Origin of the sequence: Algibacter lectus, assembly GCF_004368925.1 — a bacterium.
Classification (GTDB): Bacteria; Bacteroidota; Bacteroidia; order Flavobacteriales; family Flavobacteriaceae; genus Algibacter; species Algibacter lectus.
In genome coordinates this window covers 218,561-232,987 of record NZ_SORL01000010.1, presented here as the reverse complement: position 1 = coordinate 232,987, position 14,427 = coordinate 218,561, and the positions used below count along the sequence as shown (strand labels likewise).

The following is a 14,427-nucleotide window of genomic DNA, read 5'->3' as shown; positions in this document are numbered from 1 at the left end:
AAACTGTTTCTATTTATAAAAAAAAACGAGTTAGATATCTAACTCGTTTTTTTGTTACTATAATTTGAAATAATTCATTTTTATCTACAAAAATGAATCAGGAACTTTATCCATATGCTTCCAACGTTTATGAGTCCATAAGTAATATTCTGGTGCTTCGTAAATTTGTTCTTCAACACGTTTTAAAGCCAGATCTGTAATTTGATAATTTTCAATACCGCTAGTATCTTTAATAATATCCATAAACGTGGCTTCATAATAACCTCGTTTTGTTTTTTTTACTTTTAAAAATACAGTAGCCATACCTAAACGTTTGGCGAGAACTTCTGCGCCAACATGCACAGGTACTTTTACACCCATAAAATTTTGCCAATGTAAAGCTTTGTGTGCTTTTGGCGATTGGTCAAAAACAAAACCATTAAGAGTTAGCTCTTTATTTACTTTAGCTCTTAAAAGGGTTGGTACAGTTTCTTTTGTGGTAATTAAATGGCTATTATATTTTGCTCGGATGCGTTTTACTAGGGCATCAAAATATTTATTGCTAAGTTGTTTATAAACAGCATACCCTTTATGGTTTACATGAGCTTGTAGAATAAAAATCCATTCCCAGCTAGCGTAATGCCCCATTAAGAGTACAATGCTTTTGTTTTCTTTTTCGAGTTTATGTACTTCTTCCACATTAGTGAAAATATAGCGCCTTTTTATTTCAGCTTCAGAGATGGTTATCGACTTAACTGCCTCTAAAATCATATCGCATAAATGATGGTAGAATTTCTTTTGAATTAAAGCAATTTCATTTGCAGATTTTTCAGGGAATGCGAGCTTTAAATTACTAGTTACAACTTTTTTTCTGTAGCCAATAATGTAATAAATTAGAACATAAACAGCATCGGAAACCATGTAAAGCAATTTAAATGGCAAAATAGAAATTAACCATAAAAACGGATAAAGAATAATATAAGCTATTAATTGCATGAAATAATTTTAGATTTGCAAATATATGTTAATCAATTTTAAACATTAAAGTGAGTATGGGAAAATTAGATTTAATAACTATAGTTATTATTGCTGCCAATGTAATTATCTCCTATAAAGGATTTAATGATTATGCTTTTTTTGAAAAGTACAAATTCAATGTTGGTGGTATACAGCGTGGCGAGAAAATTCGATTTTTTAGTGCCGGATTTTTGCATGTAGATATGCAACATTTATTATTTAATATGGTATCGCTTTACTTTTTTGCAGGTAGTGTAGCTAGTGCTTTAGGTGTTGTAGGATTTTTAGCGGTTTATATTGGTAGTCTTATGTTTGGTAATTTATTGTCGCTTTATTTTCATAAAAATGAATATCATTATAGTGCGGTTGGTGCAAGTGGAGCAGTAAGTGGTATTATTTACTCTGCTATTTTATTTCGTCCAGATATGAGCCTTTATATGTTTATGATTCCTATTCCAATTCCGGCTTATCTTTTCGGTATTGGCTATTTACTATATTCCATTTATGGTATGAAAAATAGAATTGGAAACATTGGTCACGACGCCCATTTTGGTGGTGCTATTGGTGGGTATGTTATTACTTTAATGTTAGTTCCTGCTATATTTCAGACTAATTTACTAATGGTTGTTTTACTGGCATTACCTATCGTTTTATTATTTGTGATGAAAAAAATGGGTAAAATCTAATAATTGCTAAAACCATTGTTGGCATAGCTATTGAATTTATAGAAGAGTTGAGTCTAAAGGTTTAGTTTTAAACACTTGATTTTTAGTTACTTAATGTTTTGTGTAAATTGTTAAACTTAAAGTTCAATGTGTTTTTATGACAGATTGACTCAAAATTATATATGAAAAAATCAAAATTTACAACTCTTGACAGTTTGTCATTACAGGAATTTGATGAGAACTCAGAATTAATTCCTTTAATGACGCCTGAAGATGAAGAAGCTATAAATAATGAAGAATTGCCAGAAACACTGCCTATTCTGTCATTGAGAAACACCGTTTTGTTTCCTGGTGTAGTAATTCCAATTACTGCAGGGCGAGATAAATCGATAAAACTGATAAATGATGCTAATAAAGGCGGAAAAGTTATTGGTGTAGTGGCTCAAAAAGACGAGTCGGTAGAGAATCCATCGGCAAGTGAAATTCACGAAACAGGTACTGTAGCTCGTATTTTACGTGTTTTAAAAATGCCTGATGGTAACGTAACGGTTATTATTCAAGGTAAAAAACGTTTTAAAGTAGCCGAAGTTTTAACAGAGGAGCCATACATGAACGCTACTATTCGCGACATGGCAGAGGCTAAACCTGCAGTAAAAAACAAGGAGTTTTCTGCAATTATAGAATCTATAAAAGAGTTAGCTCTAGAAATTATAAAAGAAAGCCCAAATATACCAAGTGAGGCGTCTTTCGCTATAAAAAATATTGAAAGCAATTCGTTTTTAATCAATTTTGTATCGTCTAACATGAATCTTTCTGTGGCCGAAAAGCAGTCGCTTTTAGAAATGGACGATCTTAAATCTCGTGCATTGGCAACTTTGAAATTCATGAATGTTGAGTTTCAAAAATTAGAACTTAAGAATGATATTCAGTCTAAAGTTCAGATGGATATGAGCCAACAGCAACGTGAATATTTCCTTCATCAACAAATGAAAACGATCCAAGAAGAATTGGGTGGCGTAAGTCATGATGAGGAAATTGAGGAAATGAAAGTGAAGGCTAAAACTAAAAAATGGGATAAAAAAATAGGAAAGCATTTTGATAAAGAATTAGCCAAAATGCAACGTATGAATCCTCAAGTAGCCGAGTATTCTATACAGCGTAACTATTTAGAGTTGTTTTTAGATTTACCATGGAATGAGTTTAGTAAAGATAAATTCGACCTAAAACGTGCCATGAAAATTTTAGATCGTGACCATTTTGGTTTAGAAGATGTAAAACGCCGAATTATAGAATATTTAGCCGTTTTGAAACTTCGTAACGATATGAAATCGCCTATTTTATGTTTATACGGACCTCCGGGAGTTGGTAAAACCTCTTTAGGGAAATCTATTGCTGAAGCCTTAGGGCGCGAGTATGTGCGTATTTCGCTTGGAGGTTTAAGAGATGAAGCTGAAATTCGTGGACATCGTAAAACCTATATTGGTGCTATGCCAGGCCGTATTATTCAGAGTTTAAAAAAGGCTGGAACATCGAATCCTGTTTTTGTTTTAGATGAAATTGATAAGTTATCAAATTCCAATCAAGGCGATCCATCTTCAGCTATGCTAGAAGTTTTAGATCCTGAACAAAATAGTGAGTTTCACGATAACTTTTTAGAAATGGGTTACGATCTTTCTAAAGTTATGTTTATTGCAACTTCAAACAGTTTAAACACTATACAACCTGCCTTGCGCGACCGTATGGAAATTATAAACGTTACAGGTTATACTATTGAAGAAAAGGTAGAAATTGGTAAGCGACATTTACTTCCGAAGCAATTAAAAGAACACGGATTAACTTCTGATAATTTAAAAATTGGAAAGCCTCAGTTAGAAAAAATAGTTGAAGGTTATACACGCGAATCGGGTGTACGTGGTTTAGATAAGCAAGTGGCAAAAATGGTTCGTTATGCAGCCAAAAACATTGCCATGGAAGAGGAGTATAATGTAAAAGTTTCTAACGAAGATATCATTGAAGTATTAGGCGGTGCTAAAATGGAACGTGATAAATACGAAAACAATAATGTTGCTGGTGTAGTAACTGGTTTAGCGTGGACAAGTGTTGGTGGAGATATTCTATTTATAGAGTCTATTATTTCTAAAGGAAAAGGCGCTATGACGATTACTGGAAACCTTGGTAAGGTTATGAAAGAATCGTCTACCATTGCTATGGAATACATAAAATCTTATGCCGAAGAGTTTGGAATAGATCCTACGGTTTTCGATAAGTATAATGTACATATTCACGTGCCAGAAGGAGCAACGCCAAAAGATGGGCCAAGTGCTGGTGTAACGATGTTAACCTCTTTAGTGTCTTTATTTACCCAGAGAAAGGTAAAGAAAAGTTTAGCAATGACGGGTGAAATTACATTACGTGGAAAGGTTTTACCTGTAGGAGGAATTAAAGAGAAAATTTTAGCAGCAAAACGTGCTAGAATTAAAGAAATTTTATTGTGTGAAGAAAATCGTCGTGATATTGAAGATATTAAACCTGAATATTTAAAAGGGTTAACGTTTCATTATGTTACAGAAATGAGCGATGTTATTAAATACGCCATTACCGACGAAAAAGTTAAAAATGCGAAAGTGTTATAATTGATATATAAGTTATAGAAAAATCCTCGACATGTTCGGGGATTTTTTTTGCGCTTTCCGATTTAATCTATAAAACAAGATGAAAAGCACAAGGAATACTTTTTAAATTAAAATAAAAAATACATGTGTTCGTTTTAAGATAGATTTATTTTCTTTGCAGCCGGAACTATGTTTAAAAAAATAGCAACATTTTTTTGTTTTTCATTTGGCTTACTTGCAACTGCGCAAGTAGGAGGTGAGTCTACATATCAATTTTTGAATTTAATATCGTCACCTCGCCAAGCTGCACTGGGAGGTAAAGTTCTAACTAATGTAGATTACGATGTTACGCAAGGGCTTTATAATCCGGCTGCTATTAATGTAGAAATGGATAATCAATTAGCCTTAAATTATGTGAGTTATTTAGGCGGTATAGGTTACGGAACGGCGTCTTATGCTTATACCATAGATAGGCGCACGCAAACCGTACATGCAGGAATTACCTATGTAAATTACGGACAGTTTGATGGTTATGATGAAGATGGAAATTCCACAGGAACTTTCAGCGGAAGCGAAACCGCATTATCCGTAGGTTATGCTACACAAATTGGATATTCAGATTTTTATTTTGGGGCAAATCTAAAATTAATTACTTCAAAATTAGAACAATACAGTTCTTTTGGTGCAGCTGTAGATTTAGGATTAATTTATATTAATGAAGATTTAGATTTCAATGCTGCTTTGGTAGTCCGTAATTTTGGAACACAAATTACAACCTACGCAGGTTTAAAAGAGTCGTTGCCTTTCGAGGTTAGTTTAGGTTTATCTCAAAGGTTAGAACATGTGCCTATACGTTGGCATGTTACTTTTGAAAACTTGCAAGAGTGGCCTATTAGCAGACCTAATCCGGCAAGAGAAACAAGTGATTTAAGTGGGGCAAGTTCTTCAGAAAAAATAGGATTTGTCGGTCAGGTTATTAGGCATACCATTCTAGGTGCCGAGCTTTTCCCAGAAAGCGGATTCAATATTAGATTAGGATATAATTTTAGAAGAGGTGAGGAGTTAAGAATTGTAGATCAACGTAATTTCTCTGGTATTTCGGCAGGTATCTCTATTAAAATGAATAAAATGCGTTTCAGTTATACCCACGCCAAATACACTAGTGCTGCAAATGCTAACTTTTTTGGTTTACAAATAGATTTGCAATAGCCATTCACTTTCCATTTAATTTAAACCGTTTTACTTTTTGCTTTATATTTCTTTAAGTATTTTTGAAAATTCAAAATAGAAGTCATACAGAGTACATTATAATAGTCACGTTTCAACTTTAAAAATACATGAACAAAATTACCATAGCCATCGACGGATTTTCTTCAACCGGAAAAAGTACCGTAGCCAAGCAGTTAGCAAAATATTTGGGTTACGTTTATGTCGATTCTGGCGCCATGTATCGTGCGGTGACTTATTATGCTATGCAAAACGGATTAATTTCTAAAGATGATTTTAATGTGGAAGCTTTAATTTATCAGCTCGATAATATTAATATTACTTTTAAATTTAATGAGAAATTAGGTTTTGCCGAAGTATATTTAAATAACGAGAATATAGAAAGAGCCATTAGAACTTTAGAGGTTTCTAGCTTTGTAAGTAAAGTGGCTGCCATTTCGGAGGTGAGACAAAAACTAGTTGAGCAACAGCAAAAAATGGGGCAAGATAAAGGTGTGGTAATGGACGGTAGAGATATTGGGACCGTAGTTTTTAAAGATGCTGAACTTAAATTATACATGATCGCTTCCGCGGAAAAAAGGGCTGTCCGTCGTTTCGATGAACTTATTGAACGTGGCGATCAAGTTTTGTATGAAGATGTTTTGAAAAACGTTCAAGAACGCGACCATATAGATTCTACTCGCGAAGATTCACCTTTAGTTAAAGCTGCTGATGCTATCGAAATTGATAATTCAGACATGACATTAGATGAACAATTTGATAAAATTTTACGTCTTGCCAAAATGACAATTGAAGATTGCGAATAAGTTTTCGGTTGGCAGTAAAATAGTATCCAGTAAATAATGAATATTCAGTAAGCAGGACTTAGTGCTTAACTTTAGAATAAAACATAAAAAAAACGAACGCCTAAATAAATAGACGTTCGTTTTTTTTATAAATATGATTTACACCTTATAGATTAGGAATAATTAATTCTTGATCAGGGTGAATTACATCTGGATTCTTTAAAATATCAGAGTTAGCTTTAAAAATATCTTGGTATTTAGCAGCTTTTCCGTAGTACTGAATCGCTATTTTACCAAGAGTTTCTCCGCTTTTTACGGTGTGTCTATGGAAAACAGTTTCATCGGCTACTTTAATATCAGCCATAATATCAGAAGGGTTTTCACCACCGATTTCTTTTATTTTATCCCAAATTAGGTTCTTTTCGTAAGGTGTATTAGCTGTTCCTGTAACTTTTAACTGTCCGTTTTCTTCTTTTACATCACCATTTTGGATGTTTAAAGCTTCGCCTAGATCTAATACAGGTTGGTACTTTGCTTTCATTGTCATAAGTGTAGATTTTAATTTTGTTTAACAGGTTCAATATAGCAAAACCGATGCCAATTTTGAAGATTTTTCTCAATTTTATTATTTTGCTAGTAATCAGTGCTTTAAAATTTTTTATTAAAATTAGTCTAATTGATTGAAAATATGTATTTTTGCACTCCTTTTAGCGATTTATTGGAACAGATAAAAGGAATGAAAATTTATATAAAAATAACACTTCTGTGTGTTACTCGCTTAAATCTTCCAAAACATATAGAATACAAAAACATAATGATGTTTTATTTCCGCGAAAGCGATGTATTTAAAACACATTATTAAATTTAATTAAATGGCGGAAAACGCAAACCCAGCTGAAGTTGAAGCAACTGAAGCAAACAATGTTGGAGCTCCAGTTGTATCTGAAGCAAAAGCAAACCCTGAAAAATTCTTAGCGGATTTTAACTGGCACAATTACGAAGAAGGAATTGATGAAGTTGATAGCCAACAATTAGAAGAATTTGAAAAACTAGTAGCTGAAAATTTCGTTGACACATTAAACGATGAGGTTGTTGAAGGTACAGTAGTACACATTTCTGATAGAGATGCTATTATTGACATTAACGCAAAATCTGAAGGTGTTATTTCTTTAAACGAATTTCGTTACAACCCAGGTTTATCTGTAGGAGATAAAGTTGAAGTATTAATTGATGTGCGTGAAGATGCAACTGGTCAATTAGTATTATCTCACAGAAAAGCTCGTGTAATCCAAGCATGGGATCGTGTAAATAAAGCACACGAAACTGGAGAAATCGTTAACGGTTTTGTAAAATGCAGAACTAAAGGTGGTATGATTGTAGATGTTTTCGGAATTGAAGCATTCTTACCAGGATCTCAAATTGATGTTAAACCAATTAGAGATTACGATCAGTATGTAAACAAAACTATGGAATTCAAAGTTGTGAAAATCAACCATGAGTTTAAAAACGTAGTGGTATCTCATAAAGCTCTTATTGAAGCTGATATTGAAATCCAAAAGAAAGAAATTATTGGTCAATTAGAAAAAGGTCAAGTATTAGAAGGTGTTGTTAAAAACATTACTTCTTACGGTGTATTCATCGATCTTGGTGGTGTTGACGGATTAGTTCATATTACAGATTTATCTTGGTCTAGAATCAACCATCCAAATGAGATTGTTGAGTTAGATCAAAAATTAAATGTTGTAATTCTTGACTTTGATGAAAACAAATCTAGAATCCAATTAGGTCTTAAACAATTATCTAAACACCCATGGGAAGCTCTTGCAGAAGAGGTGAAAGTTGGTGATAAAGTAAAAGGTAAAGTTGTTGTAATCGCTGATTACGGTGCATTTATCGAAGTTGCTGATGGTGTTGAAGGATTAATTCACGTTTCTGAAATGTCTTGGTCTACACATTTACGTTCTGCTCAAGATTTCGTTTCTGTAGGAGATGAGGTTGAAGCAGTAATCTTAACTTTAGATAGAGAAGATCGTAAAATGTCTCTTGGTATCAAGCAATTATCTGCAGATCCATGGACAGATATTACGTCTAAATACCCATTAGCTTCTAAGCATACAGGTATTGTACGTAACTTTACAAACTTTGGTGTTTTTGTTGAATTAGAAGAAGGAATTGACGGATTAATTTATATCTCTGATTTATCTTGGACTAAGAAAATTAAGCACCCATCTGAATTCTGCGCTGTAGGAGATAAATTAGATGTGGTTGTATTAGAGTTAGATGTTGAAGGTCGTAAATTATCTTTAGGACACAAACAAACAACTGTTAACCCTTGGGATAAATACGAAACTGAGTTTGCTTTAGAAACAGTTCATAACGCAGCAATTACTGAAATTGTTGATAAAGGAGCTACTATTGAGTTTAACGAAGATATCGTTGCATTTGTACCATCTCGTCACTTAGAGAAAGAAGATGGAACTAAGCTTAAGAAAGGTGAAGCTGCAGAATTTAAAATCATTGAATTCAATAAAGAATTCAAAAGAGTTGTAGCATCTCACACTGCTGTATTTAGAGCAGAAGAAGCTAAAATGGTTAAGCAAGCAGTAAGAAAAGCTGAATCACAAGCAGCAGAATCAAAACCTACTTTAGGTGATGCCAATGATGCTTTACAAGCGCTTAAAGATAAAATGGACGGAAAAGCATAATTTATTATGAGTTTTCAATTTCTGTAAAAACAGAAATCTATTTATAAAATTAAAAGCTCCTCAGAAATGAGGAGCTTTTTTTATGCATTATTATTAAAGTAGAAGCATTATAATACTTCAGTTGTAAAATCCCTAATGTTGTTATAGTACAATGTTAAGAACACTTGTTTTAAGCGATAAGAAAGAGCTATTAAACGCTTTAAAGTGAGTCTAAAAGAACTTAGTTGTACAATTTAAACTAGCCTTAGATTTACGGTAACAAAAAAGCCGATAACAAACGTTATCGGCTTTTATAATATATAAAAGGTTGTTGACTATTTTAAAGCACCAACCATATCTTCTGGTTTTACCCAAGCATCGTAATCTTCTGCGGTAACATATCCTAAACGTACTGCTTCTTCTTTTAAAGTTGTTCCGTTTTCATGTGCTGTATTTGCAATTTCAGCAGCTTTATAGTAACCAATTTTTGTATTTAAAGCTGTTACAAGCATTAACGAGTTGTTAAGTAGCTTTGTAATTACTTCTTGGTTTGGTTCAATACCAACAGCACAATTTTCTTCGAAACTAGCACATGCATCACCTATAAGTTGAGCCGATTGTAAAACATTGGCAGCCATAACTGGTTTAAATACGTTTAGTTCGTAATGTCCTTGCATACCTCCAACGGATACAGCAACATCATTACCCATAACTTGAGCGCAAACCATAGTTAAAGCCTCACACTGTGTTGGGTTAACTTTGCCTGGCATAATAGAACTTCCTGGCTCGTTTGCTGGAATTATAATTTCTCCAATACCCGAACGTGGTCCAGAGGCCATCATTCTAATATCATTAGCTATTTTATTTAATGAAACAGCAAGTTGTTTTAATGCACCATGTGTTTCTACCAAAGCATCGTGAGCAGCTAGTGCTTCAAACTTATTAGGAGCAGTTACAAATGGTAATCCTGTAAATTCTGCGATATATTCTGCAACACGTTTGCTGTAGCCTTTAGGTGTATTTAAACCTGTTCCAACAGCTGTACCACCTAAAGCTAATTCGCTTAAGTGAGCCAAAGTGTTGTCTAAAGCTTTTAAGCCATGATCTAATTGTGCTACATAACCCGAAATTTCTTGTCCTAAAGTTAAAGGCGTAGCATCCATTAAGTGTGTACGTCCAATTTTTACAACATTTTTAAAAGCTTCAGATTTTTTCTTTAATGTTTCTCTAAGTTGTTTTACACCAGGAATTGTGGTTTCAACTATTTTTTTATACGCTGCAATATGCATTCCGGTAGGGAAGGTGTCGTTTGATGATTGCGATTTGTTTACATCATCATTTGGCTGAATTGTTTTTTCGCCTTCACCAACCACTTTTCCTGCTAATTGGTGTGCTCTATTAGCAACCACTTCGTTAACGTTCATGTTACTTTGCGTACCAGAACCTGTTTGCCAGATTACTAACGGAAATTGGTCGTCGTGTTTACCTTCTAAAATTTCATCACAAACTTGTGCAATTAAATCTCTTTTTTCAATATCTAAAACACCTAATTCGCAGTTTGTGTAAGCAGCAGCTTTTTTTAAGTAAGCAAAACCGTAGATAATTTCTAACGGCATAGATGCAACGGATCCTATTTTAAAGTTATTTCTTGAACGCTCTGTTTGTGCGCCCCAAAGTTTATCGGCAGGTACTTTTACCTCACCCATAGTATCTTTTTCTATTCTGTAACTCATGGCATTAATGGTTTAATTATAAGTTACAAAGTTAATCGTTTTAGTCTGTTTTATTATGAGGAATGTCGTAGTTTTTCTCGTAAATTTTTTAACAAATTCATAAGATTAAAAATTATTTGCCCTGTTAAAAATGAATTATCTTTATAATGAATTTAAATAATAATTAATTTTAAACTAAATATAAAAATGGCAACAATTAGATTAGGAGATGAAGCTCCGAATTTTACAGCAGAAACATCTGAAGGAACAATTAACTTTCACGAATGGTTAGGTGATAGTTGGGGAATACTATTTTCACACCCAGCAGATTATACGCCAGTTTGTACTACAGAGTTAGGAACGGTAGCTAGATATACCGATGAGTTTAAAAAACGTAACGTAAAAGTTGTAGCATTGAGTGTAGATGGTGTAGAATCTCACCACGGTTGGATAAAAGATATTAACGAAACACAGAATACCACAGTAAACTTCCCAATTATTGCAGATGAAGATGGAAAGGTTTCTGAACTTTATGATATGATTCACCCAAATGCAGATAGCAAGCTTACCGTGCGTTCTGTTTTTGTAATTGATAATAATAAGAAGGTGAAATTAATGATTACTTATCCTGCTTCTACAGGTAGAAATTTTGATGAGTTATTACGTGTTGTAGATTCTCTACAATTAACAGCTTACCATAAAGTAGCAACACCTGCAAACTGGCAAAATGGAGATGATTGTGTGGTAGTACCAGCAATTGCAACGGCCGATATTCCTGCAATTTTTCCAAAAGGATTTAAGGAAGTGAAGCCTTATTTACGTATGACGCCGCAACCTAATTTAGATTAGTGAATAACCTGTTGATAAATCTTAACATTGTTATTGGAAAACAAAATGGTTTATATTATATTTGTGGCACATTTATAAAAGACACCAACAATTATGTTTGATTTTGATCAATATTTAGGCTTTTTAGCATTTTTAGGTATATTAACTTTAGGATTTTGGTTAATGATTTTCTTAGTAACCTTTGTAATTCCTTATTGGGTTGGAGGTGCTTTAATCGAAAGATTAAAAGAAATTAGAGAAGAGAAAAAAGCAAAGCGATTAAATGCTTAAAACTTAATTGAAAATATATTAAAAAAGGAAGTTCTATTAGAGCTTCCTTTTTTTTGTGCTTCATTTTCTGGTATAAAAAAACTCAAAGCGTTAAGCTTTGAGTTTTTTTATTTGAAGTATTAAAACTTAGGTTGCGGTAAACTACATTTCCATAGTTTCCCCTCCTTCGCCACGTTCGCCACGTTGCTGTTGTTTTTGTTGGTTAAAACGGTATGTAAAGGCTAGGTTATACGTTGTACCACCTCTAAATTGAATTTCTTGATATGATGTAAAGGTATCTGCAGTTATATCATTTCTGCTTACTCCCGTGTTAAATACATCTCTAACGTTAAATGCTATAGAAGCTTTTTCTTTTAATATGTCTTTACTAAACGCTGTGTTTACAGTTCCGCTAGCTCTTCTGTCATTTTGTGAATCTACAGTTGGTCCACGGTAGCTAAAGTTTGTTTGCCAATCTACAGAATATGGAAGTGTAAGTTTATTTGTTAAACGTGCATTCCATGTTAAGTTATTTGCTGTTAGATTAACATCTTCAAAACTTCCGTTACGTTCTAATTTGTAAATATTAAAATCACTATTTACACGCCATTTTCTAGTAGGGCTGTAGTTTAAATTGAATTCAAAACCATAACGATCATCGGTTGCTAAATTTACTGGACCACGTTCTATTACAGGAAATTCTTCTCCATTTATAAACACAGTTTCTCCGTTATCTCTACTTAAAAATGTCATTACATCTGTAGAGTGTGAGTAGTAAACAGAAGAACTTAAAGTGAATTTCCCAAATCTATTTAAATAGCCAATATCAAAAACACTAGAGTAAGTTGGGTCTAAATCTGGATTTCCTTGAAAAACGTTAGTTAAACTAGAACGAGAAGGGAAAGGGTTTAACATAAAACCACGTGGTCTACGTAATCTTCGGTTATAACCAACCGTCATACTTGCATCTTCATTAAATTTATAACTTACGTTAACTGTAGGGAATAAACCTGTAAAGTTTTTTCTTTTAAAATCACCAGAAGTAGGTTGATCCAATGTGTATTTAGTGTTTTCTAATCGTAAACCTAATAGGTATGAGAATTTATCAATTTTACTACCAAACTGAAAGTAAGCAGCGTTTAAATATTGCTTAAAGTTAAACAGGTTCGATAAGTTGGTGTTTAATTCAAAGGCACCAGCATCATTAAGTAGAGAAACTTGATAATCCGTTTCGGTAGTCGTGAAATCTCCACGGTACCCCAATTCAATTTGACTATTTTCACCTAAAGGCAATACGTAATCTGTTTGTAATAATATTTGTTGCTCATCTTCCAATGTTTGTAAGATATCGGTATCAAGTCCATCAACGCTAATTAATGAGTATTCGTCATCATTAGAATTTTCAAATTGAAAATCGAAAGAAAATTTATGTCCGTCCGTTTTAAAATCTTTCATGAAATTTAAAGCATATTGAAATGTTCCACTTTCACCTTCTTCAGGATCACGACGCACACTTCGGCTAGTTTCATTTGTTATTTTATTTAACTGAACCAAGTTATTAATTGAGTTGTTGTAGCTACTATTATCACTATAAACAATAGAGTTGGTTAATGATGCTGAGTCTGTAATATACCACTCAATACCTGTATTGGTTGTAATACCTTTACGCGTATCATCCCAATTACGTTTTTCATCTAAATCTGGTGTGTTTTCATCAAAATACTTAACATCATTATACCATCTACCAACACTTTCTCTGTATCTGTAAGATGTGGTGTTAAATATATTTACGTTACCAGTTCTGTAATTTATGTTTCCAGATAATCCAGCCGCATCAGGGTGTCCAACATTTGCTGTAACAGAACCGTTAAAACCTAACAGTTTACTACGGCGTAGAATAATATTAATAATTCCTCCCGTTCCTTCAGCTTCATATCTTGCTGATGGAGAAGTAATAACTTCAACTTTTTCAATAGCATCTGCAGGTAATTGTTGTAGTGCTTCGGCAGAATTTAAACCAACTAAACCAGATGGTTTTCCGTTAATTAAGATACGTACATTGTCATTTCCGCGTAAAGCGACACCACCTTCGGCATCTACAGAAACAGATGGTACATTATCTAGAACATCACTAACAGATCCGCCACTTACAGTTAAATCTTTACCAACATTGTAGATTTTTTTATCAAGCTTTATTTCAACTGTGGTACGCTCGGCAATAATTTCTACTTCGCCTAAAGATTCTGTATCTAATTCTAAAGAATAAGACCCAATGTTTTCAGATTTGCTAATTTGTTTATTAGCAATAGTAATAGTTTTAAATGAGATATATTCAATAGTAATGTTGTAAGATCCAACAGGAACAGGGATAGAGAAGTTTCCCTTTAAATCTGTAATTCCTCCGGTTTCAATCTTGTTTTCCTTTTTATTGAAGAATGCAATAGTTGCATATTCTAAAGGTTCGTTGGTTTCTTTGTCTATTACTTTACCACTTATTGTTACTTCTTTTTGTGCAAATAAGAGTGTAGAAAATAAGCTTAAAAAAACAAATAAATGTATTCTTTTTCCCATGCTGGTCTTTTAATTTATTAGACTGCAAAACTATGGGATGGTTTAGCTTTATTGAGTTAAACCTATGTTAAAATAAA

General features: G+C 33.2%; 11 protein-coding genes. 7 read left to right on the top strand and 4 right to left on the bottom strand.

All coding sequences use genetic code 11. The annotated features are described in order from the left end of the window. Positions 1-84: 84 nt before the first annotated feature. Entirely contained in the window at positions 85-975 is an 891-nt protein-coding gene (locus tag DFQ06_RS14860) for a lysophospholipid acyltransferase family protein (protein ID WP_133968545.1), read from the bottom strand. A gap of 56 nt (positions 976-1,031) precedes the next feature. Between DFQ06_RS14860 and DFQ06_RS14855 the strand changes: the two genes are divergently transcribed. From DFQ06_RS14855 to cmk, 4 genes are all read left to right on the top strand, one after another. Continuing rightward, complete coding sequence (locus DFQ06_RS14855) at positions 1,032-1,682, top strand: rhomboid family intramembrane serine protease (RefSeq protein WP_133968543.1); 651 nt, start codon at positions 1,032-1,034, stop codon at positions 1,680-1,682. Positions 1,683-1,843: 161 nt separating this feature from the next. After that, positions 1,844-4,294 (top strand): endopeptidase La, encoded by a 2,451-nt coding sequence (gene lon, locus DFQ06_RS14850; RefSeq protein WP_042499623.1) that lies wholly within the window; start codon positions 1,844-1,846, stop codon positions 4,292-4,294. A gap of 168 nt (positions 4,295-4,462) precedes the next feature. Next, on the top strand, positions 4,463-5,482 hold the full coding sequence (porQ, locus tag DFQ06_RS14845) for a type IX secretion system protein PorQ (protein WP_133968541.1): 1,020 nt from the start codon (positions 4,463-4,465) through the stop codon (positions 5,480-5,482). A 128-nt stretch (positions 5,483-5,610) separates the two neighbouring features. After that, positions 5,611-6,306 carry a (d)CMP kinase gene (gene cmk / locus DFQ06_RS14840; RefSeq protein ID WP_042505019.1) on the top strand — a complete coding sequence of 232 codons (696 nt, stop codon included), beginning with the start codon at positions 5,611-5,613 and terminating at the stop codon, positions 6,304-6,306. A 145-nt stretch (positions 6,307-6,451) separates the two neighbouring features. Here the strand turns inward: cmk and DFQ06_RS14835 are convergent, their stop codons facing one another. Beyond that, positions 6,452-6,832, bottom strand: a complete 381-nt coding sequence (locus tag DFQ06_RS14835) for a LysM peptidoglycan-binding domain-containing protein (protein WP_042499621.1) — start codon at positions 6,830-6,832, stop codon at positions 6,452-6,454. 325 nt (positions 6,833-7,157) lie between these two features. Here DFQ06_RS14835 and rpsA point away from each other — a divergent pair, with 325 nt between their 5' ends. Further along, the gene (gene rpsA, locus DFQ06_RS14830; RefSeq protein WP_042499619.1) at positions 7,158-8,990 is read left to right on the top strand and encodes a 30S ribosomal protein S1; all 1,833 of its coding nucleotides are present in this window, start codon (positions 7,158-7,160) and stop codon (positions 8,988-8,990) included. Positions 8,991-9,304: 314 nt separating this feature from the next. On the opposite strand, the gene fumC is transcribed toward rpsA, so the two are convergent. Further along, a complete protein-coding gene (gene fumC / locus DFQ06_RS14825) occupies positions 9,305-10,702 on the bottom strand; it encodes a class II fumarate hydratase (RefSeq protein WP_074940356.1) in 1,398 nt (465 codons plus the stop codon). A gap of 186 nt (positions 10,703-10,888) precedes the next feature. On the opposite strand from fumC, the gene DFQ06_RS14820 reads away from it, so the two are divergent. Next, entirely contained in the window at positions 10,889-11,530 is a 642-nt protein-coding gene (locus tag DFQ06_RS14820; RefSeq protein WP_133968539.1) for a peroxiredoxin, read from the top strand. Between the two features lie 93 nt (positions 11,531-11,623). Then, on the top strand, positions 11,624-11,800 hold the full coding sequence (locus DFQ06_RS19450) for an ATP synthase subunit B family protein (RefSeq protein WP_162857676.1): 177 nt from the start codon (positions 11,624-11,626) through the stop codon (positions 11,798-11,800). Between the two features lie 141 nt (positions 11,801-11,941). Here DFQ06_RS19450 and DFQ06_RS14815 read toward each other — a convergent pair whose 3' ends face one another. After that, on the bottom strand, positions 11,942-14,350 hold the full coding sequence (locus tag DFQ06_RS14815; protein WP_133968538.1) for a TonB-dependent receptor: 2,409 nt from the start codon (positions 14,348-14,350) through the stop codon (positions 11,942-11,944). Positions 14,351-14,427: the final 77 nt, after the last annotated feature.